We start from the raw sequence: 21,375 nt of genomic DNA, 5'->3' as shown, positions 1-21,375 counted from the left end.
CGTGTGGGGCGGCCGCGTGACGGGACCTCGCCGTAGGGCCGTGTGCGGGAACGCGTGGCGGACCCCGCCGTACGGCCGTGTGCGGGGTCGCTACGCGGGATTCGTCACGCGGATCTTGGACTGTCCGTGCGGGCGGGTCTCCCAGTCCTCCATGAACCGGGCCTCCAGCCCGTGCTTGCGGGCCAGCGCCAGCAGCGTCTCGGTGCGGTAGTAGAAGTCCTCGCGCAACACCTGGTGCTCGGCGCCGTCGGTGCGGTCGAAGGTGAAGTCGAAGAACCCGCCGGGCGCCAGGATGCGGCCGACGTGCCGGAAGCACTCGTCGATCACGGACAGCGGCGAGTGCGAGAACACGCTGTGCGCGTGCACCACGTCGAAGTGCCGGTCCGGCAGGAAGTCGAAGGTCAGGTCCTGGGTGAGCGTCAGGTGCGGCAGCTTGTCCTGGATCTCGTAGGCGGCCAGCGTCTTCTTGGCGGAGATGAGGATGTCCGGGGAGATGTCGATGCCGTAGTAGTTGCCGGTGTCGAGGTGGGCGATGAAGCGCCAGCCGGCCCGCAGGTTGCCGCAGCCGATGTCCAGCATCCGCATGTCCGGCCGCAGCCCGTGCTCCATCAGATAGCCGAACTGCATCTCGCCCAGCGCCAGCCACCGTTCGTGGCTGCGGCTGCCGACCGCGGCCTCCGGGTTGCGGCTGGTGTCGGAGGCCATCACGGCGCGGTAGTACGCGACGTGGTCGGGGTGTTTGAGGCGTAGCCAGGTGTCCCGGGCGGTGCGCCGGAGGTAGGGCGCGATCCGCGCCGGGTTGCTGACCGCGTAGCGGACCTTGTGCGTCAGGCTGGAGCGGTTCTTGAGCAGGGTCTTGGCCGACATGATCCGGACTATACATTGACTGTATACATGCGATGTATACGGAGGGTGTCGCCCGGCACGCGGCGGTGTCGAGGGTTCCGGCCGGGGGCCGCGCCGGGCACTCTGATAGGGCAGAGGTTGTCTCCCAAGGAGTGACGGGCACATGGCGGCGTCTTTTGACCTGCGGTTCGACTGCGGGCGGATCTGCCTGGACCTGATGGCCACGACCGGCCGGTCCGCCGAACGCCTGGCCGGCCCGGAACAGTTGGCGGCCTGGCTGGTGGGTGCGGGCGTCGTCCCCGGCGGCGCCCAGCTCGGCGGTGTCGACCGCGGCTGGGTCGTACGTTTCCGGATGCTGCGCGAACTGCTGCGCCGCGTCGTCCACGACGAACTGCGCGGCCGGGCCGCCGACGGTGACCTGCGCCTGCTCAACGCGGCCGCCGCCGCGGCCCCGGTGCCGCCCGCCCGCGCCGTACGCGCCGACGACGGCGCCCTGGTCCGGGCCCTCGCCGGACCGCCCGACTGCGCCGGGCTGCTGGCGGCGGTCGCCCGGGACGCCATAGGGATGCTCACCGACGCGGGATCCCGCGGCCAGTTGCGGCAGTGCGAGGGCGAGAGCTGCTCGCTGGTGTATCTGGACACCTCACGTGGACGGCGGCGCCGGTGGTGCTCCAGCGAAGTGTGCGGGAACCGGGAGCGGGTGGCCCGCCACCGCCGGCGGGCCACCCACCGGGGGGACGGCGCGGCGGCCGCGGCGGCGGAAGGAGTGGTCGACGGGGCGCCCGTCGCGGGAGTGCGCTGAGCCGCGTGGTGGGCCGTCTGTCTAACCTGCGCTGCCTTCCTGGGGCGCGCTGTCTTCCCGGCCTGGGCCATCTCCCCGGCCCGCGCTGTCTTCCCGGCCTGGGCCATCTCCCCGGCCGGCGCCGGCTTCCCGACCCGCGCGGGTGGCGCCGAACTCGCGGGGGTGGCTCCGAACTCGCAGGCGGGGCACGGGAATCGCCCGCCCGCGCGCATCACCCCGCCCTGTGGCCGGTAATTCGTCCGGCGGGTGCTGAGTCGCGGCCCACCCGGGCCCGTACTGCTGGCTGAAGGGACGTAATCGAGCCCGGAGTTCCCGGGCCGGAGTTCCGGGCCGGGGCCCCGGGGCCGGAATGTCGGGCCCGGAGTGTCGAACCCGGGAGTCGGGACGAGGGGGCGGACATGCGCGAGCCCGGCCGCGGACGGCAGATCGAGGTGAGCGGCGGTGCAGGCGGTGACGGCGGTGACGGCAGTGACGACGGCGACGCGCGTGAGCGCTGATGCCCATGCGCTGCGAATGTCCGATCCGCGCTATCGACCCGGGAGTTGGCTTGCGCAAGGATGCCGTCGTGGCAGACAGTGCGGCGCCGGACGAGGAGCTGATGCGGGTCCTCTACGAGGAGCACGCCGGCCCGCTGCTCGCCTTCGTGCTGCGCCTGGTGGCCGGGGACCGGCACCAGGCGGAGGACGTGGTGCAGGAGACCCTGCTGCGGGCCTGGCGCAACGCCGGTCAGTTGCAGCGCGCGACCGGCTCCGTCCGCCCCTGGCTGGTGACCGTCGCCCGGCGGATCGTCATCGACAGTCACCGCAGCCGTCAGGCACGCCCCCAGGAGGTCGACGCCACCCCCCTGGAGTCGATGCCGGCCGCCGACGAGATCGACCGGGCCCTGCGCCTGATGACGATCACCGAAGCACTCGGCGACCTCAGTGCGGCCCACCGGGAGGCGTTGATAGAGACCTACTTCAAGGGGCGTACGGTCAGTGAGGCGGCCGAAGTGCTCCGGGTGCCGGCCGGGACCGTCCGGTCCCGGGTCTTCTACGCCCTGCGCTCCCTGAAGCTCTCGCTCGAAGAACGAGGAGTGACGGCGTGAAGCGGCCCACGGAGCCCGTAGAGCACACCGACGTCGGCGCCTACGCGCTGGGCGTCCTGGACGCCGCCGAGGCGGCACGCTTCGAGGAACACCTGGCCGACTGCGCCCGGTGCGCCGCCGAACTCGACGGCCTGATGGGCCTGCCGCCCCTGCTCGCCGCTGCCAGGGAGTCGGCGCCCGGCCCGGAGGCCGTCACCCCGGTCCCCGGGCCGGGCGTCCTGGACGGGCTCCTGGCCGAGGTCGGCGCGGTGCGCCGGACCCGCCGCCGGCGCCGCCTGTACCTGGTGGCCGCCGCTGCCGTCCTGGTCGTCGGCGGCCCGCTGACCACGTACGCGCTGACCACCGGGGGCCCCGAAGAAGCCCCCGAGCACCTGACGGGCTACGCCCGCACGATGTACGAGCACGGCGAGAAGGCCGGCACGGTCGACCCGGTGACCAAGGTGTCCGCCAGCGTCTCCCTGGAGCGCAAGCCCTGGGGTACCCACGTCGCCCTCAAGCTGGGCAACGTCAGGGGCCCGCTCACCTGCGACCTGGTCGCCGTCGGCAAGAGCGGCGCGGAGCAGACCGTGACGACGTGGGCGGTGCCCGCGGGCGGGTACGGCCTCAAGGACGGCGCCGCCAAGTGGAACAAGGAGCCCCTCTACACCCACGGCGGCTCGGCGATGAACCGTTCCCACATCGACCGTTTCGAGGTCCGCACGCTCGACGGCAGGCGGCTGGCCGAGATCAAGGTCTGACCGGCCGGCGCGCGGACCCGCCCGGAGCGGCGGCCCGGCGAGACCCCCGACGCGCTCCCGACGGCGGCCCGGTGACGCCCCCGGCGCCCCCGATGACCCCCGACGGCCGTCCGGTAGCCGTCCGGTGGACGCCTCCGACGGCGCTCCCGGCGACAGCCCGACAGCGCCGAGGCCCATCCGGCGCCTCCACCCAAAAGGGAACCCCCGATTCCGCGCGTCCCGCTCGCCCGTGGTGCCCGGTTTGCTCCTGACCGGTGGTGATTTCGTCCTTTGGGTCAGGTGCGCCCGGTGCCCGGTTCGCGTACGGTTGACGGCTGCCCTACGCACAGAAGAAGGGGGCCTGGGTGGCCGCGCAGAATGCCACGCACGCGCCGGACTCCGTCGACGACGCACAGCCGGACAGCACACGCGAACGCGAGATCGCATCCGAACAGAAGCATCTCGACCGTGTCTACCAGCGTCTGGAGGAGAAGATCCACGAGGCCGAGTTCCTCATGGACGACGCCGCCAAACGCGGCCAGGTCGGCACGCCCGGCGCCCTCGCCGAGCGGGACGCCCAGGTCTTCCAGGCCGGCGCCCATCTGAACCGGCTCAACTCCGAGTACGAGGACTTCCTCTTCGGCCGGATCGACCTGCTCCTGGGCAAGGACGGCAAGAAGGGCCCGGACGGCGCGTACACCTCCGTGGAACCGGCCGACGGCGCGATCACCGACGGCCGCGCCGAGATCGCCGAGACCCTGCACATCGGCCGCCTCGGCGTGCTGGACGCCGACTACAGCCCGCTGGTCATCGACTGGCGCGCGCCCGCCGCCGCCCCCTTCTACCGGGCCACCCCGGTCGCGCCGGGCCGCGTCGTACGCCGCCGGGTCATCCGCTCCAAGGGCCGCCGGGTGCTGGGCGTCGAGGACGACCTGATGCGCCCGGAGATCACCGCGACGCTCGACGGCGAGGAGCTGCCCGCGGTCGGCGACGGCGCGCTGATGGCCGCCCTGGGCCGGGCCCGCAGCCACACGATGCGCGACATCGTCGCCTCCATCCAGGCCGAGCAGGACATGGTCATCCGGGCCCCCGCCGCCTCCGTCACGGAGGTCGAGGGCGGACCCGGCACCGGCAAGACCGCGGTGGCGCTGCACCGCGCCGCCTACCTCCTCTACCAGGACCGCCGCCGTTACGCGGGCGGCATCCTCATCGTCTCCCCGACGCCGCTGCTCGTCGCCTACACCGAAGGCGTCCTGCCGTCCCTCGGTGAGGAGGGTCAGGTCGCCATCCGCGCGCTGGGCTCCTTGGTGGACGGCGCGGAGGCCACCGCGTACGACTCGCCGGCCGTGGCCCGCATCAAGGGCTCCAGCCGGATGCAGAAACTGCTGCGCAAGGCGGCCCGCGGGGCCCTGGAACTGCCCGGGACGGCGTCCGCGGGGGCCGCCGCCTCCGCGCCCGCCGACGGCCAGCTCGCCTTCGGCGAGGAGGACGAGGAGACGGCCGCGCCCGCCGGCCCGCCGGACCGGCTGCGGGTGGTCGTCTTCGGCGCCCGCGTCGAACTGGACGCACGCGACCTGCACCGCATCCGGCAGTCGGCCCTCGGCGGCACCGCGCCGGTCAACCTGCTGCGCCCGCGCGCCCGCCGCCTCGTCCTGGACGCCCTGTGGTCCAGGTCCGGCGCGGCCAAGCGCTACACGGACCCCGAACTGGCCGCCGAGGCCCGCCAGGCGTTCGACGAGGACATCACCACCGAGCAGTACTTCCAGGACTTCCTCGACGCCTGGTGGCCGGAGCTGACCCCGCGCGGGGTGCTGGCCGCGATGGCCGACGAACGCCGGCTGGGCCGCTGGGCGCGCCGGGTGCTCAACCAGCGTGAGGTGCGCCGGCTGGCCCGTTCGCTGGGCCGTCTGGACGACAAGGGCCAGGGGCCGCTGTCGGTCCACGACGTGGCGCTCCTGGACGAGCTTCAGCTCATCCTCGGCGCGCCACCCCGGCCCGCCAGGTCCCGCGAGGCCGACCCGCTGGACCAGCTCACCGGTCTGGAGGAGCTCAGCACCTACAGCGAGCGGCTGTCCGGCGGGGGCCGCGGCCGGCGCGAGCGGCTGGAGGAGGAGCGTACGGACTACGCCCACGTCATCGTCGACGAGGCGCAGGACCTGACGCCCATGCAGTGGCGGATGGTGGGCCGCCGCGGCCGGCACGCCACCTGGACGGTGGTCGGTGACCCGGCGCAGTCGTCCTGGTCCGACCCCGACGAGGCGGCCGTCGCCCGTGACGAGGCGCTGGGCACCCGCCCGCGCCGCCGCTTCACCCTCACCGTCAACTACCGCAACCCGGCGGAGATCGCGGAGCTGGCGGCGCGGGTGCTGGCGTTGGCGATGCCGGGCATGCAGGCGCCGGAGGCGGTCCGTTCCACGGGCCTGACACCGCGTTTCCTGGTCGCCGACGAGGACGACCTGGCCGGTTCCGTACGGGACGCGGCCCGGCTGCTGCTCGACGAGGTGGACGGCACGGTCGGTGTCGTGGTGGCGATGGACCGCCGTGCGCAGGCCCGCCGCTGGCTGGCGGAGCTGGGCGAACGGGTGGTGGCGCTGGGCTCGCTGGAGGCCAAGGGTCTGGAGTACGACGCGACGCTGGTGGTCTCGCCCGCCGAGATCGCGGACGAGTCGCCGGCCGGGCTGCGGGTGCTGTACGTGGCGCTGACCCGGGCGACCCAGCAACTGACCGTGCTGTCCGGGGCGCGGGACGAGCCGGACGGGGACGGGGTCCCGGACCTGCTCAGGGACTGAGCCGCGAGGGCCGTGCGGGGGTTTCCGGCGCCCGCCGGGAAAGAAGGTGGCGGGACGGGATTCGCTTCCAGGGATGGTTTGTTAGCCTTGGTGGTGGCACCGGCCCGATCCAAGCCCCCGGGCCCAACCATAGTCGCTGCGAGCGACCACTTGCCGCGAGGCGAGCATGGCGGGTCGGTGTCACTGAACCACACGACGGGCGCCTTCCGGAGCAATCCGGGAGGCGCCCGTCGCCGTTCGCGCACTGTTCGCCCGCCGTTGCCGGTCAGGTCTTCCGTTCGACCATGCTCTCTCGTATGGTGGAAAAGCCTTTCCGGAATGCTGGCCTGGTTACCGTGTACCGGCTGGTAGGTGGGACGATCGTCCCTCGCTCTCCGGCCAGGTCCCGCCGCGGACCCCGGAGCGGCGCGCAGAGAGAAACAAGGGAAAGCAGAGGAAGTCGGCCATGGCAACGGCGCCCAGCGTCTCGTATTCGATGACGGTGCGGCTGGAGGTTCCCGCGAGCGGTACGGCGGTCAGCCAGCTCACCACGGCCGTGGAGTCCTCCGGCGGCTCCGTCACCGGCCTCGATGTGACCGCCTCCGGCCACGAAAAACTCCGCATCGACGTCACCATCGCCGCGACCTCCACCGCCCACGCGGACGAGATCGTCGAAAAGCTCCGCGGCATCGAGGGCGTCTCGCTCGGCAAGGTCTCCGACCGTACGTTCCTGATGCACCTCGGCGGCAAGATCGAGATGCAGTCCAAGCACCCCATCCGCAGCCGCGACGACCTGTCGATGGTCTACACCCCCGGCGTGGCCCGGGTCTGCCAGGCCATCGCCAACAACCCCGACGACGCCCGCCGCCTGACCATCAAGCGCAACAGCGTCGCGGTCGTCACCGACGGCTCCGCCGTGCTGGGCCTGGGCAACATCGGCCCCAAGGCCGCGCTGCCCGTCATGGAGGGCAAGGCGGCCCTCTTCAAGCGCTTCGCCGGCATCGACGCCTGGCCGCTGTGCCTGGACACCCAGGACACCGACGCCATCGTGGAGATCGTCAAGGCCATCGCCCCCGGCTTCGCGGGCATCAACCTGGAGGACATCTCCGCACCCCGTTGCTTCGAGATCGAGGCCCGGCTGCGCGAGGCCCTGGACATCCCGGTCTTCCACGACGACCAGCACGGCACCGCCATCGTGGTGCTCGCCGCGCTGACCAACGCGCTGCGCGTGGTGGACAAGAAGTTCGAGGACGTCCGCGTGGTGATGTCCGGCGCCGGCGCCGCCGGCACGGCCATCCTCAAGCTGCTGATGGCGGCCGGCGTCCAGCACGCCGTCGTCGCCGACATCAACGGCGTGGTGCACGCGGGCCGCAAGGACCTGGTCGACGCCGACCCCGACTCGCCGCTGCGCTGGATCGCCGACAACACCAACCCGGAGGGCGAGACCGGCACCCTCAAGGAGGCCGTGGTCGGCGCCGACGTGTTCATCGGCGTCTCCGCGCCGAACGTCCTGGACGGCGACGACGTGGCCAAGATGGCGCAGGGCGCGATCGTGTTCGCACTCGCCAACCCCGACCCCGAGGTGGACCCCGCGATCGCGCGGCAGACCGCCACCGTCGTGGCCACCGGCCGTTCCGACTTCCCGAACCAGATCAACAACGTGCTGGTCTTCCCGGGCGTCTTCCGCGGCCTGCTGGACGCCCAGTCCCGTACGGTGAACACGGACATGATGCTGGCCGCGGCCGGCGCGCTGGCCGACGTCGTCCTCGACGACGAGCGCAACGCGAACTACATCATCCCGAGCGTCTTCAACGACAAGGTCGCGGGCGCGGTGGCCGACGCGGTGAAGGAAGCCGCGAAGGCCGCGGGAGAGGCTGTGACGGCCGCCACCACGGCCTGACGCCCGGCGCGTCGCGTGACACGGTGTCCGCGGCGCCCCCATAGGGTGGCGGGCAGCAAACGGCCGCCGCCCTGCGGGGCCGGCCCGGTGAGGCACGGTGCGGGACGTCACCACTATGAGGCAGTGGCGCTTTTCGTGTGACCCTCCTGGGTGCCGGATTGGCTTTACCGCCGCAGGTGGGGGCAGGATGCGTACCCGGGCGCGAGGGTCTGTCAGCAGACCCGGGTCCGGGCACCGTCCAAGGGCCCTGGCAGCATCGGCTTCGATCTCACGCCTCATTGGCAAGAAGAACACGGGAGTACAAACATGAACCGCAGTGAGCTGGTGGCCGCTCTGGCCGACCGCGCCGAGGTGACCCGCAAGGACGCCGACGCCGTTCTGGCCGCGCTCGCCGAGACCGTCGGCGAGGTCGTCGCCAAGGGCGACGAGAAGGTCACCATCCCCGGCTTCCTGACCTTCGAGCGCACCCACCGTGCCGCTCGCACCGCGCGCAACCCGCAGACCGGCGACCCGATCCAGATCCCGGCCGGCTACAGCGTGAAGGTCTCCGCGGGCTCCAAGCTCAAGGAAGCCGCCAAGGGCAAGTGACCCGCCGGGGGTCTGACCGGCCCCGGTGACAAAGGCGTGAGGGCGGCCGTCCCCATCGGGGGCGGCCGCCCTTCCTTTGTGCGCGTTCGGTCCGTACGTCTTCTTTGCGCGCCCGGCCCGTCGGCCTTCTGCGCGCGCTGGGCCCGTACGCCTTCTGCGTACGCCGGGACCGTACGCCTCCCGGCCCGGCGTCCCCGTATGCCCGCCCGGCAGGCACCCCATCGGCCCCGACACGCCCCCTGAACGGCTCTCTACGCCTCTGTAGAGCAACAGGAGGCACAAGAGCCCCACGGGCCCCACCCGCGAGCCTTCTGGACCCCTCCCCGGGCGCCGAATGCCGGACGCGGGACGCTGAGATCCGAGATCCGGGTGTCGGACACCGAGCAGACGCCGCCCCGGCAAGGCGCAGGTACCGTCCGGCATGGCGAGGGCACCGCCGGGCAAGGCGCGGGCGCCGCCTGGCATGACGAGGGCACCGCCGGGCAAGGCGCGGGCACCGCCTGGCACGGCGTACGGGATCGGCTCCCCATCCCGTCGCAGCCGCAATCCCCGCAGGTGACCCCGCTGGCGGCGCCCGACCCGAAGGCCCGCGTTCAACCATTCGCGTGAGCAAATAGGGCTTTGCCCCGTGCGCAGCGGAAGGGGCGGCCACCCGCTCGGGTGGCCGCCCCTCCTGACGTGTGCGCGGGCCGGGTGCCCGCCGCGCCGGTCAGGCGCTCAGTGCTCCGTTCGGCAGCTCGACGTGCGCCCCCAGGCTCACGAGCTTCTCCATGAAGTTCTCGTAGCCCCGGTTGATCAGGTCGATGCCGTGCACGCGCGAGGTGCCCTGCGCCGCGAGCGCGGCGATCAGGTACGAGAAGCCGCCGCGCAGGTCCGGGATGACCAGGTCGGCGCCCTGGAGCTTGGTCGGCCCGGACACCACCGCCGAGTGCAGGAAGTTGCGCTGCCCGAAGCGGCAGGCGCTGCCGCCCAGGCACTCGCGGTAGAGCTGGATGTGCGCGCCCATCTGGTTGAGCGCCGACGTGAAGCCGAGCCGGGACTCGTACACCGTCTCGTGGACGATGGACAGGCCGGACGCCTGCGTCAGGGCGACGACCAGCGGCTGCTGCCAGTCGGTCTGGAAACCGGGGTGCACATCGGTCTCCAGCGCGATCGCGTCCAGCGAGCCGCCCGGGTGCCAGAAGCGGATGCCCTCGTCGTCGATCTCGAAGGCGCCGCCGACCTTGCGGTAGGTGTTCAGGAAGGTCATCATCGAGCGCTGCTGCGCGCCGCGCACGTAGATGTTGCCCTCGGTGGCCAGCGCCGCGGACGCCCAGGAGGCCGCCTCCAGGCGGTCCGGGAGGGCGCGGTGGTTGTAGCCGCCCAGCTTGTCGACACCGGTGATCCGGATGGTCCGGTCGGTGTCCATGGAGATGATCGCGCCCATCTTCTGGAGTACGCAGATCAGGTCCTCGATCTCCGGCTCCACGGCCGCGTTCGACAGCTCGGTGACGCCCTCCGCCAGGACGGCGGTCAGCAGCACCTGCTCGGTCGAGCCGACGGACGGGTACGGCAGGCGGATCTTGCAGCCGCGCAGTCGCTGCGGAGCCTCCAGGTACTGGCCGTCCGCCCGCTTCTCGATGGTCGCGCCGAACTGGCGCAGCACGTCGAAGTGGAAGTCGACCGGGCGGCCGCCGATGTCGCAGCCGCCCAGGCCCGGGATGAAGGCGTGGCCGAGGCGGTGCAGCAGCGGGCCGCAGAAGAGGATCGGAATGCGCGAGGAGCCGGCGTGCGCGTCGATGTCGGCGACATTGGCGCTCTCCACGTGCGACGGGTCGAGGATCAGCTCGCCCGCCTCGTCGCCGGGGCGCACCGTGACGCCGTGCAGTTGCAGCAGGCCGCGTACGACGCGTACGTCGCGGATGTCGGGCACATTGCGCAGTCTGCTCGGGCTGCTGCCGAGCAGCGCGGCGACCATGGCCTTGGGCACGAGGTTCTTCGCGCCGCGAACCCGGATCTCGCCCTCCAGCGGGGTGCCGCCGTGGACAAGCAGTACGTCGTCGGTAGAGACGGTCATGGATCTCGCGTTCCTGGAGACGGACAGGGGGCCAAGGGGAAATGGTAAGGGCGGTGGAGGGGGTGCCCGTAGGCCGGAGCGGGTCCGGGGCGTGTAATGGCTTTGTCACAACACCCTCCGCGACGGTCCGCCTTTGCTCCGTAATCGACAATCGGCCCAATCCGTACGACTGTGCACCGGTATGACCACCCTGGTGTCCCCGCGGTACGGCGCCGTGCGCCGGGGCTGCCGTCGTACGCCCTGCGCTGCTCTCGCCCGGGTACCGCGGTTGACTCCCCGCCACGGTCCGAAGTGCGGGATCATGTCCCCATGACCGAGGTGTCCTCGCTCACCGGCCGGCTGCTCGTCGCCACACCGGCGCTCGCCGACCCGAACTTCGACCGCGCGGTGGTGCTCCTGCTCGACCACGACGAGGAGGGGTCCCTCGGCGTGGTCCTCAACCGCCCGACGCCCGTGGGCGTCGGCGACATCCTGCAACCGTGGGCGTCCCTGGCCGGCGAGCCCGGCGTGGTCTTCCAGGGCGGCCCGGTCTCGCTGGACTCGGCCCTCGGCGTGGCCGTGGTGCCGGGCGGTCCGGAGACACCGGAGAGCGCGCTGGTCGGCGACGGCCCGCTGGGCTGGCGCCGGGTGCACGGCGCCATAGGGCTGGTGGACCTGGAAGCCCCGCCGGAACTTCTCTCCACGGTGCTCGGCAGCCTGCGGATCTTCGCCGGTTACGCGGGCTGGGGCCCCGGCCAGTTGGAGGACGAACTGGTCGAGGGCGCCTGGTACGTCGTCGAGTCCGAACCGGGCGATGTGTCCTCCCCCGACCCGGAACAACTCTGGCGCGCGGTCCTCCGCCGCCAGCGCAACGAACTGGCCATGGTGGCGACGTACCCGGACGACCCGTCCTTGAACTGACGCCCCGCTCCGCCCGCCGAGGCTCGCGCCCCGCTCCGCCCGCCGAGGCTCCGACCCCGCTCCGTTGCCGAGGCTCCGGCCTTGCCCGCTGAGGCTTCCGCCCTGCTCCCCGAGGCTCCCGCCTGCGCCGACGTCGCCGCCCGCCCCGCTCCCCGACGTCCCTGCCCGACCCGATGTCTCCGCCCGCCTTGCTCCCTGACGTCCCCGCCCGCCCCGCCTGCTGGAGCTTCCGCCCTGGCGCGAGGTAGCCGCCCGCCTCCGCTGGGTAAGCCCCCGGTGGGGGTTCGGGAGCGTTCGATTCGCCCTGTAGGGCCGCTCACCGCAGGGCACACCGGGTGAGGCGCGCCGAGCGGTCCCCCGGGTGAGGCGCGCCGAGCGGTCCCCCGGGTGAGGCGCGCCGAGCGGTCCCCCGGGTGGGGCTCACCGGCTGGGGCTCACCGGCTGGGGGTACGCCGAGTGGCCCGTCGACTGGGGGTGCGCCGAGCGGAGGACAAGCCAAGTGGTGCGCACCGAATGGCTGCTCCCCAACCGGACGCGCATTCACCGCCCCCCACCCGCTCCTGTCCCCACCCCCATCCCGAAGAAGCGTTCCGCCAGTGGGTGGGCGGCGTGGGTGGGCAGGGCGAGGTGGACGGTCACCGGTGGGGCGTTCTTCAGGCGCACGAAGCGGATGCCCGGGTGGGTGTGCCGCTCGGCCACCGCCTGCGGCGCCACGCCGACCCCGTGCCCGGCGGCCACCGCCTCCAGCCACTCGTCGAAGTTGTCCGCCGTACAGGCCAGCCGCGGGCGCCGGTCCGGGGGCCACAGTTCGGGGCGGGTGCTGCCGGTGACGGTGTTCACCACGAGCGGGTGGTCCGCCAGCTCGGCCCAGTCCAGGACGCGGCGGCGCGCCAGGGCCGCGGCCCCGCCCAGCCGGCCGACGGCGGCGACCCGCGGTTCGTGCAGCAGCACCCGGGTACGGATGTCGGCGTCCGGCGGGGCGTCCCCGCGCAGTACGGCGATGTCCGCCTCGCCGGTGTCCAGCCCCGCCAGCGGCGTGTCCCGGCGCACCAGCCGCACCCCCGCCCCGGTCGCCGCCTCGAACTCCGCGTTCAGTGCGGCGCAGGCGCCGGGCAGCAACGAGGTGAAGCCGAGCCGCAGCACGGGCTGCCCACCGGGCGCCCGCAGCGCGGCGGCCAGTCGGGGGAGCAGCGGCGCCAGTTCGGCGTAGAGGCGGCGGCCGTCGTCGGTCAGTTCGACGCGCCGGGTGGTGCGGTCCAGCAGCCGGGTGGCGAGGGTCTTCTCCAGGGCCCGTACGGCCTTGGTCAGCGCGGGCTGCCCGACCCGGAGCCGGTCGGCCGCGTACGTGAAGCCGCGCTCCTCCGCCACCGCCATGAACGCACGCAGATGCCGCAGCTCGACACCGTCGAGCCCGTCAACGCCGCGTGTCCCGCCCGGCACCGGTCCCACGCCCACCGTCTCGTCCACACCCTGTCGCCACCCTCCACCGGAACGGTCCCGCATCCATCCGTACGCGTCCCGCCGGGCACACCTCGCTCCGTACGGGCACCTCACCGAACACCCGGAAAGCGGATGTGCTTCCCGGGCGGTTCACGCGACGGGGTGAGGCAGGGGACGCAGGAGAGGACGGGGCGGTCAGCGGAAGGCCGGCGAGCGGTCAGTGGATGGTTGGCCCAGCGCCTTCTCGACGGCTTCAAAAATGTCCGCGTCCGTCTCCTGCTGCCAGGACGGCAGGCCGGGCCAATCGGCCACCTGACCGGGCTTCGGGTTCTCGAAGTGCTTGAACATCTGGGCCGTCCAGCACGTCGCGACGAACCGGCTCTTCTGCTCTCGGGACAGTCTCGACGTGCGGCCTCCGCTGACCTCCACGAACTGGCGGACCTGCTCGTGAACGGCCCCAGCGGCGTCGCGCTCCCACTGCGGGGTGTCGTCCCACGGAGTGACGTACCCGGCCTTGGGCTCCCCGGGGAAGTGCCGGCGCACCCCTGCGATCCAGGCGTCCCGGAAAAGTCGTGCACCTTCGGTCCGCGACATGCCAACCCCTCCAGTCACGGTGCGCTCAGCGCGGCGATCTCCGCCCCAGCTCCGCCACGCGACGATCGCGGCTCAAGGGGCCGAACTCGTCACACAGGGCTCGGAGTCTACGGGCGACGTAACCGGACGATGAGGCTCCGGCGAGGCCGACGGCTTCTCCGCCGTACGTGACGACCTGTTCGGCGTCCCGCCGTTTCGCCCCGATGGCCGCCAGGCCGGTGAGCACCGTGCCCCGTCGCCGGTACGACTGTCCGGAAGTCAGGGCCGTCTGTCGCAGCGCATCCTGGAGCGCCTGCTCAGCCAGGTCGAGGCAGCCGAGCTGCACATGGCAAGCCCCTCGCTCCTCCGCCAGACGTGCGCAGCCGAAGCGGAGCCACCCACCGTCGGTGCTGTCCGCGGCGACGTCACGTACGGTCCCGGCCTGGTCCATCGCTCGTTCACACGCCTTGCGGTCGCCGAGCCCGGCACACGCCTCGGCCTGGACCGACGCGACCCAATGGCGGGTCGGGAGACTGCTGTTACCTCTCCCCGCGAGACTCGCCGCAGCGCCGAGCGTCTGCGCCGCTCGGTGCAGGCGGTGCTCGGACATCTCCACATGGGCGTGGCGGACGAGGGCGCAGGCCCACAGGCCGTACGCTCCGGCATCCTTGCTGACCGAGGCGGCCAGCGCATACGAGGCAATGGCATCGGAATACCGGTATACCGGTTTCCGTCGAACGCGATCTCGTCGGCCGACTGGAAGAGGTCGGCGGCCGCGCTCAGCAGGGGGCGGATGTTTCCACGGTTTTCCCGAGTGCCTCGTTCATGGACGCCAACTGATTGCGAACCACGGGATACACCGAACCCTTGTGCCGGGCCAGTTGGAAAACCTGCCAAAGGTGGCTGTTCATCCGGGCGAAATCGACGGGCGTTCCGCGGTGGGCGGCTTCCGTCAGAGCTTCTGCCTCCTCGGCCGGCAGGGAGGCCGAGGCGCCGGTGAGGGGCAGTACGCGGAGGAAATCACGGCGGATCATTTCGTCGGCGTCTCCTGTGTCCGGAGGGGCACCGGGCCGAGGAGACCCGGCAGCTTCGTGATCTGCCACTCGGGGTGGCGCCAAAAGGGCATCCAGCTCGGAAAGGCTGACGTCGAGGGCGGCCGCCGAGCCCCGCCGCTGTGGTGGCTGAGGGATGACCCTGCCGCTTTCCCAGCGGCAGACCGTTGTGCTTTCCCAGCGGCAGACCGTTGTGCGGTCCACGCCGAGTGTCCCGGCCAACTTCTCCTGACTGTGGCCCAGGGCCCTGCGCCGGTTCGCGAGTGGCATGAAGCGCCTCCCGGAGGCTCGGGCATCGTCGGCGTCCGTGCACGGATCTGCGTCGAGACTGCCGCATCGATGCCGTGGGTTTCCCCGACTTCGCCGTCTTTACTCGGTGTTGCCGCATACGGCGCGGCAAGGAACAGCGAGAGGGGCTGTACATGGCAACGCGAAATGCTGTCGAAGGACACGAGCCGGAAGGGACCCTCGAACGTCCGGCCCGCATACCGGACAACGCGTGCGCATGACGCTGCGCGTGTCCCGTGACTCCGGGCGCACGTGGGGGCGGACGATTGCGGTCCGGGAGGGAGATCCGGTGCGGCTTCTGGCGAGCCCGCGGTATCCGATGTGCGAGTGCCGACGCTGCACCGGCCGTCGTGCGGTACCTGCGCGCTCGCTACGGCCGGCTCCATGATGCGTTGCCCGAGCTGGTGCTGTTTGCCGTACGGCCTGGTTGCGGCGGCGGAGAACAGATCTTCCACAGGCCACGTGGACAGTGCCGTCCAGTGCCTTCTCTTCGGCCGCCACGAAGGGAGGCACTTCGGCTTCCTGGATTCTCTTGCGCGTGGGACAGGTCTGTGGGCCTGTTGGCTGAGGGCCGGGACGGAGCTGGTGGAACTGCCCGACTGCGGGAAATCCAGCCCGGGGGCCGACCCGGCGGGGTGCTGCCTCTTCGCCGGCCACGTCGAGTGCCACACCTGGGAAGAACCCCGGCTGGTGAACAGGTCCCGCCGGGGCCGTCCCATCCGCCCGGACCTCCCACTCATTCCCCCGAAACATCAATCCTCCCCCTCCGGCATTTCCCCCACCATCCGGAGACTGCCTACGTTTCCCGTCGGCGGACGTGAAGCGGAGAACAGGGGAGTTGACGGCGGTGCGCAAAATCTGGCTGCTGGTGTTGGGGGCGTTCGCGCTCGGGCTCGACGCTTATGTGATGGCGGGGTTGTTGCCGGTGGTCGCGGACGATCTCGGGACGACGGTGTCCCTGGTGGGGCAGATGGTGACGGTGTTCACGCTGGCGTATGCGATCGCCGCGCCGTTGGTCGCCGGGCTGCTGGCGGGGGTGCGGCCGCGGCTGGTCATTCTCGTGGCGCTGGCGGTGTTCACGGTGGGCAATGCCGCTACGGCGCTCGCGCCCGCGCTGGGCGCGTTGCTGGTCGCACGGGTGGTCGCGGGGGCGGGCGCCGGGGTGTACGCCGCCCTGTCGACGGCGGCGGCCTCGGCGCTGGCGCCCGCCGAGCGGCGGGGGCGGGCGCTGGCGCTGGTCATGGGCGGGATGAGTACGGGCACGGTGCTCGGTGTGCCGGTGGGGGTGCTGCTGGCCGGGCACGCGGGGTGGCGGTCGACGATGTGGCTGGTCACAGGGCTGGGCGGGGTGGCGCTGGTGGGGATGGCGGTGGGGTTGCCCGCGGTCCCGGCTGACCCGCCGGTGCCGGTGCGGGCCCGGCTGGCCGCTGTCGCGGACCGTGCGGTGGCGCCGGTGGTGGGGGTGTCGTTCCTGGCGGCCGTGGCGAGTCTGGGGCTGTACACGTACCTCGCGCCCGTGCTGGCTTCCGCGGGGGGCGTGCGGGAGGTCGCCCCGTACCTGTGGGCGTGGGGGATCGGCGGTGTGCTGGGGAGCCTGGTGGCGGGGCCGCTGGTGGACCGTACGGGAAAGGTCTCGGCGCTGGTCGGCGGGGTGCTCGTGACGGTCGTCGCGGCCCAGGCGCTGCTGCCGCTGCTGGCGTCGGCCGCGCTGCCGGGCGCGGCCGCCGCCCTGGTGCTGTGGGGCGCGGCGGGCTGGGCGCTCCAGGTGCCGCAGCAGCACCGGCTGCTCGCGCTGCGCGGCGACCGGGGCACGGTCGCCCTGGCCCTGAACAATTCGGCCCTCTATCTGGGCAGTGCGGTCGGCTCCGCGCTGGGCGGGCTGGCGCTCGCGGCGGGGGTGCGGGCGTACGCGCTGCCGTGGGCGGCGGCCGGTGTCGCGGCGCTGGGACTCGCCCTCCACCTGGGCGCGGGCCGTCGCTCCCGGCAGGCCGCGCGCGTCGGTACCCTTGGCGGTTATGAGCACTGTTGAGCCCGAGCGCGGGGCAGGTACGGGGACCCTCGTAGAGCCGACGCCGCAGACGTCGCACGGTGACGGCGACCACGAGCGCTACGCCCACTATGTCCAGAAGGACAAGATCATGGCGAGCGCGCTCGACGGGACCCCCGTCGTGGCCCTCTGCGGCAAGGTGTGGGTCCCGGGCCGTGACCCGAAGAAGTATCCGGTCTGCCCCATGTGCAAGGAGATCTACGAGTCCATGGGCGCCGGTGGCGACAAGGACAAGGGCGGCAAGGACGGCGGCAAGAAGTAGCCCCTCCGCAGCCGGCGCGCCGCCGCCCGGCTCCCTCCCGTCCGCCCTGCGCGAATCCGGCCCGTTCCCGTACGAGGAGCGGGCCGGACCCGTGCTGCGCGCCGCACACCGAGGCCCGGTCCCGTGCGGGGACCGGGCCTCCGGCGTGGGGTGCCGGGGGTGTCAGTCGCGCCAGGGGGTGAGGTTGAAGATGTCGCCGCTCTCGGCGTTGGCGACGCACTGGTTCGGATAGGTGTGCTTGTAGGCGGTCGTCTTGCCGTGCCAGGTGCCGTGGGCGACGACCGTGACCGGCTGGTAGATCTTCGTGCAGGCGCGGTGGAGCTGCGGGACGCGGGCGTAGTCGCCGTTGGCGAGGGCCAGCTTGAGGCAGGACGCCTCCGGGGTCGGGTGGCTGCCGCCGGTCGGGAAGCACCGCAGGTAGGCGGCGGCGAGGAGCGGGCCGGAGGGGTCGGTGCCCTCGTGGATGGCGATGTGCTGGCGGCCGCCGGTCTCCGGCGGGGCACCCGCGGTGGCGGGGGTGGCGGCGAAGGGCAGCAGCCCCAGGGCGGCGACGGCCAGCAGGGCGGTGCGTACGGGTCTTGCGCGCATGGGTTCGGTCGGTCCTTTGCGTGTTGTGCGGCTGGGAGCTGCTTCCAGGGGCTGGTGCCGGGGACCGGGCCGCGGGGGCGGGGTCCGGGGCTGCTTCTGGGAGCCGAGGAGGGACATCTGATTCATAGATAGACGTACCGGGACGGATTGGCGGCGATTGTGGGCCAGTGGTGGCGTGTCGCCCGTGCCGGTGGCTGATCGGCTCTTGTGGGGGAGCGTCGGCGCGCTTAGCCTCCTGAGGATTGTGCATGGCGAAACGCCCGTTGCGCATGCTGCAACGTTCCTTTCAGGGGGTCCCCAATGCAGCTCTCCGCCCGAACAGCCGCCCGCGCGGCGGCACTTGTCCTGGCGGCCGTCACCGCCGCCGGGTGCGCCCCGTCCACCTCGGGCGGCGGCGCCAGAGAAGACAGCAGGACCGGCACACTGCGGGTCTGGCTCTTCCAGGAGGTCAACAACAAGCCCAAGGAGGAGGTCGTCCGCAAGGCGGTGGCGGACTTCGAGGCCGCACACCAGGGCAGCAAGGTCGACGTGACGTACATCCCCGTCGACACCCGCGCCCAGCGCATCAAGGCCGCCTTCAACGACCCCAAGAGCGCTCCCGACGTCATCGAGTACGGGAACACCGACACCGCCGGATACGTGAAGGACGGCGGACTGGCCGACGTGACCCGGGAGTTCGGCGCCTGGAAGGACGCCAAGGACACCGACCCGACGGCCAAGGAGTCGGTGACCGTGGACGGCAAGGTCTACGGCGCGCCGCTGTTCGTCGGCGTACGGGCGCTGTACTACCGCACCGACGTCTTCAAGGACCTGGGCATCGCCGTCCCCACCACCCAGGACGAGCTGGCCGCGGCCGCCCGCAAGGTCCGCGAGGAGCGGCCCGAGCTGTACGGGATCGCCGTCGGCGGCGCGTACACCTACGGCGCGCTGCCCTTCCTCTGGGCGCACGGCGGCGAGCTGGCGACCGGCAAGGGCGAGTCGTACACCGCCGCCGTCGACAGCCCGAAGGCGCAGGCGGGCATCAAGGCGTACGCGGACCTCTTCGGCGACGCCAACTGCCCGGCCGCCAAGTGCGCCGAGATGGGCGGCAACGACACCGTCGCCGCCTTCGCCGCCGGCAAGGCGGGCATGGCCATCGGCGGCGACTTCAGCCGCCAGGCGATGGAGGACGGCAAGGTCAAGGGCAAGTACGCGGTCGTGCCGCTGCCCGGCACCACGAAGGGGTCGATCGCGCCGGCCTTCGCGGGCGGCAACAACATCGGCGTCCTCAAGAGCAGTGCACACCGCACACTGGCCGTCGACCTGATGAAGGAACTGGCCGGCAAGGACACCCAGCGGCGGCTGTTCGACGCGATGGGCTTCCTGCCGACGTACGGCGACGTACGGGCCGAGGCGGCGCGGAAGCAGCCGTTCGTGCAGCCCTTCGTGCGGACGCTGGAGGCGGGCGCCAAGTTCGTGCCGGCCTCGCCGGCCTGGGGCACCATCGACTCCTCGCTGGTGCTGCCGACGATGTACCAGGAGATCGTCAGCGGCCGCAAGGACGTCGCCGCGGCGTCCGGTGACGCGGCCAAGAAGATGGACGAGGCGTTCAAGAAGTGACGCTCACGGTCAAGCAAGCACGTACCGGGGGCGGCCGGGCGGTGCCCCCCGGCACCGGGAGACGGCCGCCGTCCCGGCACGGGAGCCGCTGGACGCCGTGGCTCTACCTCGCCCCCGCCCTGGTCGTCCTCGGCGGGCTGCTGGTCTACCCGATCTACCAGCTCGGCCTGATCTCGTTCCTCGAATACACCCAGGCCCAGGTCAGCGGCGGCGAACCGACCACCTTCCGGGGGCTGGCGAACTACGCCGAACTCCTGGGCGACGGCCAGTTCTGGCAGGTGCTGCTGGCCACGGTGGTGTTCGCCGCGGCCTGCGTCCTGTGCACCCTGGCGGCCGGCTGCTCGTCCGCCGTCCTGCTCACCCGGATACGGGCGGTGCCGCGGCTGGCCCTGATGCTCGCCGCGCTCGGCGCCTGGGCCACCCCCGCCATCACCGGTTCCACCGTCTGGGTCTTCCTCTTCGACCCGGACTTCGGGCCGGTCAACCGGGTGCTGGGCCTCGGCGACTTCTCCTGGACCTACGGGCGCTACAGCGCCTTCGCGCTGGTCCTGCTGGAAGTCGTGTGGTGCTCGTTCCCGTTCGTGATGGTGACCGTCTACGCGGGCATCCGCGCCATCCCGGGCGAGGTGCTGGAGGCGGCCGCCCTGGACGGCGCGTCGCAGTGGCGGATCTGGCGGTCGGTCATGGCGCCGATGCTGCGGCCGATCCTCGTCGTCGTCACCATCCAGTCGGTCATCTGGGACTTCAAGGTCTTCACGCAGATCTACGTCATGACCAACGGCGGCGGCATCGCCGGGCAGAACCTCGTACTGAACGTGTACGCCTACCAGAAGGCGTTCGCCTCGTCCCAGTACAGCCTGGGCTCGGCGATCGGCATCGTGATGCTGCTGATCCTGCTCTCCGTCACGCTCGTCCACCTGCGTCTGCTGCGCCGACAGGGGGAGGAACTGTGAGTACGGTCCGTACGCCGCTGATCCGGCGGCCCGGACGGCTGGCCGCCGAGGCGGGCGCGCTGCTGCTCGCCGCCGCCGTGGCCTTCCCCCTCTACTGGATGGTGCTGTCCGCCTTCAAACCGGCGGGCGAGGTGCAGTCCACCGAGCCGGTGCCCTGGACCCTGCACCCCTCGCTGGACGCCTTCCGGCGGGTCTTCCAGCAGCAGGACTTCGGCCGCTACTTCCTCAACAGCCTGTTCGTCGCGGGCGTCGTCGTCATCGTCTCCGCGCTGATCGCCTTCCTCGCGGCCACGGCCGTCACCCGCTTCCGCTTCCGGTTCCGAACCACGCTGCTGATCATGTTCCTGGTCGCGCAGATGGTGCCGGTCGAGGCGCTGACCATTCCGCTGTTCTTCCTGATGCGGGACGCCGGCGACGCCGTACCCGGCATCGGCCTGAACACCCTCGGCTCACTGATCCTGCCGCACCTCGCCTTCTCCCTGCCCTTCGCGATCTGGATGCTGCGCGGCTTCGTCCGGGCCGTGCCCGAGGCCCTGGAGGAGGCCGCCTACCTGGACGGCGCCACCCGCGCCCGCTTCCTGTGGCAGATCCTCTTCCCGCTCGTCTTCCCCGGACTCGTCGCGACCAGCGTCTTCTCCTTCATCAGCACCTGGAACGACTTCCTCTTCGCCAAGTCCTTCATCATCAGCGCGACGGAGAACTCCACGCTCCCGATGGCCCTGCTGGTCTTCTTCAAGCCGGACGAGAACGACTGGGGCGGCATCATGGCGGCCTCGACCGTGATGACCGTGCCCGTACTGGTGTTCTTCGTGCTCGTACAGCGCAGGCTGGTGTCGGGCCTGGGCGGCGCGGTGAAGGACTGACGATGCCCGCACCCGGCACTCCCCGGAACACTCCCCACCACCACTCC

Annotated in this window: 19 protein-coding genes; 12 read left to right on the top strand and 7 right to left on the bottom strand. The window is 72.0% G+C overall.

Annotated features, from left to right (window positions below):
• Window positions 1-90: 90 nt before the first annotated feature.
• Window positions 91-867, bottom strand: coding sequence for a class I SAM-dependent methyltransferase (locus tag ACH4EB_RS21145; RefSeq protein ID WP_398349066.1), 777 nt, complete (start codon window positions 865-867; stop codon window positions 91-93).
• A 142-nt stretch (window positions 868-1,009) separates the two neighbouring features.
• Here ACH4EB_RS21145 and ACH4EB_RS21140 point away from each other — a divergent pair, with 142 nt between their 5' ends.
• The 6 genes from ACH4EB_RS21140 (at window position 1,010) to ACH4EB_RS21115 (ending at window position 8,707) form a co-directional block, all read left to right on the top strand.
• Window positions 1,010-1,648, top strand: a complete 639-nt coding sequence (locus tag ACH4EB_RS21140; protein WP_398349065.1) for a CGNR zinc finger domain-containing protein — start codon at window positions 1,010-1,012, stop codon at window positions 1,646-1,648.
• Between the two features lie 598 nt (window positions 1,649-2,246).
• On the top strand, window positions 2,247-2,735 hold the full coding sequence (locus tag ACH4EB_RS21135) for a sigma-70 family RNA polymerase sigma factor (protein WP_398349138.1): 489 nt from the start codon (window positions 2,247-2,249) through the stop codon (window positions 2,733-2,735).
• The gene (locus ACH4EB_RS21130; protein WP_398349064.1) at window positions 2,732-3,472 is read left to right on the top strand and encodes an anti-sigma factor family protein; all 741 of its coding nucleotides are present in this window, start codon (window positions 2,732-2,734) and stop codon (window positions 3,470-3,472) included. Before ACH4EB_RS21135 ends, ACH4EB_RS21130 begins: the two co-directional genes overlap by 4 nt.
• A 344-nt stretch (window positions 3,473-3,816) precedes the next feature.
• The gene (locus tag ACH4EB_RS21125; protein ID WP_398349063.1) at window positions 3,817-6,240 is read left to right on the top strand and encodes a HelD family protein; all 2,424 of its coding nucleotides are present in this window, start codon (window positions 3,817-3,819) and stop codon (window positions 6,238-6,240) included.
• A 445-nt stretch (window positions 6,241-6,685) separates the two neighbouring features.
• The gene (locus ACH4EB_RS21120; protein WP_398349062.1) at window positions 6,686-8,119 is read left to right on the top strand and encodes an NAD-dependent malic enzyme; all 1,434 of its coding nucleotides are present in this window, start codon (window positions 6,686-6,688) and stop codon (window positions 8,117-8,119) included.
• A gap of 306 nt (window positions 8,120-8,425) precedes the next feature.
• Window positions 8,426-8,707, top strand: coding sequence for an HU family DNA-binding protein (locus tag ACH4EB_RS21115; RefSeq protein WP_004571953.1), 282 nt, complete (start codon window positions 8,426-8,428; stop codon window positions 8,705-8,707).
• A gap of 709 nt (window positions 8,708-9,416) precedes the next feature.
• On the opposite strand, the gene murA is transcribed toward ACH4EB_RS21115, so the two are convergent.
• A complete protein-coding gene (murA, locus tag ACH4EB_RS21110; RefSeq protein ID WP_360136259.1) occupies window positions 9,417-10,763 on the bottom strand; it encodes a UDP-N-acetylglucosamine 1-carboxyvinyltransferase in 1,347 nt (448 codons plus the stop codon).
• A 309-nt stretch (window positions 10,764-11,072) separates the two neighbouring features.
• On the opposite strand from murA, the gene ACH4EB_RS21105 reads away from it, so the two are divergent.
• Window positions 11,073-11,663 (top strand): YqgE/AlgH family protein, encoded by a 591-nt coding sequence (locus ACH4EB_RS21105; RefSeq protein ID WP_030018029.1) that lies wholly within the window; start codon window positions 11,073-11,075, stop codon window positions 11,661-11,663.
• A 540-nt stretch (window positions 11,664-12,203) separates the two neighbouring features.
• Here the strand turns inward: ACH4EB_RS21105 and ACH4EB_RS21100 are convergent.
• From ACH4EB_RS21100 to ACH4EB_RS21085, 4 genes are all read right to left on the bottom strand, one after another.
• The gene (locus tag ACH4EB_RS21100; RefSeq protein ID WP_398349061.1) at window positions 12,204-13,130 is read right to left on the bottom strand and encodes a LysR family transcriptional regulator; all 927 of its coding nucleotides are present in this window, start codon (window positions 13,128-13,130) and stop codon (window positions 12,204-12,206) included.
• Between the two features lie 168 nt (window positions 13,131-13,298).
• Window positions 13,299-13,697, bottom strand: coding sequence for a hypothetical protein (locus tag ACH4EB_RS21095; protein ID WP_398349060.1), 399 nt, complete (start codon window positions 13,695-13,697; stop codon window positions 13,299-13,301).
• Window positions 13,698-13,722: 25 nt separating this feature from the next.
• Entirely contained in the window at window positions 13,723-14,286 is a 564-nt protein-coding gene (locus ACH4EB_RS21090; protein ID WP_398349059.1) for a hypothetical protein, read from the bottom strand.
• Between the two features lie 169 nt (window positions 14,287-14,455).
• Window positions 14,456-14,710 (bottom strand): hypothetical protein, encoded by a 255-nt coding sequence (locus ACH4EB_RS21085; protein WP_398349058.1) that lies wholly within the window; start codon window positions 14,708-14,710, stop codon window positions 14,456-14,458.
• 1,123 nt (window positions 14,711-15,833) lie between these two features.
• Here ACH4EB_RS21085 and ACH4EB_RS21080 point away from each other — a divergent pair.
• Together ACH4EB_RS21080 and ACH4EB_RS21075 are read left to right on the top strand one after the other, a co-directional pair.
• A complete protein-coding gene (locus ACH4EB_RS21080) occupies window positions 15,834-17,045 on the top strand; it encodes an MFS transporter (protein WP_398349057.1) in 1,212 nt (403 codons plus the stop codon).
• Window positions 17,032-17,325 carry a DUF3039 domain-containing protein gene (locus ACH4EB_RS21075; protein WP_031007434.1) on the top strand — a complete coding sequence of 98 codons (294 nt, stop codon included), beginning with the start codon at window positions 17,032-17,034 and terminating at the stop codon, window positions 17,323-17,325. Before ACH4EB_RS21080 ends, ACH4EB_RS21075 begins: the two co-directional genes overlap by 14 nt.
• 162 nt (window positions 17,326-17,487) lie before the next feature.
• Here the strand turns inward: ACH4EB_RS21075 and ACH4EB_RS21070 are convergent, their stop codons facing one another.
• Window positions 17,488-17,913, bottom strand: coding sequence for an SSI family serine proteinase inhibitor (locus tag ACH4EB_RS21070; RefSeq protein WP_398349056.1), 426 nt, complete (start codon window positions 17,911-17,913; stop codon window positions 17,488-17,490).
• A 300-nt stretch (window positions 17,914-18,213) separates the two neighbouring features.
• On the opposite strand from ACH4EB_RS21070, the gene ACH4EB_RS21065 reads away from it, so the two are divergent.
• From ACH4EB_RS21065 to ACH4EB_RS21055, 3 genes are read left to right on the top strand one after another with little or no spacing between them, the layout of a single operon-like run.
• Window positions 18,214-19,512: an extracellular solute-binding protein gene (locus ACH4EB_RS21065; protein WP_398349055.1), complete on the top strand. Its 1,299-nt coding sequence runs from the start codon at window positions 18,214-18,216 to the stop codon at window positions 19,510-19,512.
• 41 nt (window positions 19,513-19,553) lie between these two features.
• Entirely contained in the window at window positions 19,554-20,465 is a 912-nt protein-coding gene (locus ACH4EB_RS21060; RefSeq protein WP_398349137.1) for a carbohydrate ABC transporter permease, read from the top strand.
• Window positions 20,462-21,328, top strand: a complete 867-nt coding sequence (locus ACH4EB_RS21055) for a carbohydrate ABC transporter permease (RefSeq protein ID WP_398349054.1) — start codon at window positions 20,462-20,464, stop codon at window positions 21,326-21,328. Before ACH4EB_RS21060 ends, ACH4EB_RS21055 begins: the two co-directional genes overlap by 4 nt.
• The last annotated feature ends 47 nt before the right edge of the window (window positions 21,329-21,375 follow it).

The organism is Streptomyces sp. NPDC018045, from assembly GCF_044327445.1.
Classification (GTDB): Bacteria; Actinomycetota; Actinomycetes; order Streptomycetales; family Streptomycetaceae; genus Streptomyces.
This window is presented reverse-complemented; position numbering and strand designations above follow the sequence as displayed.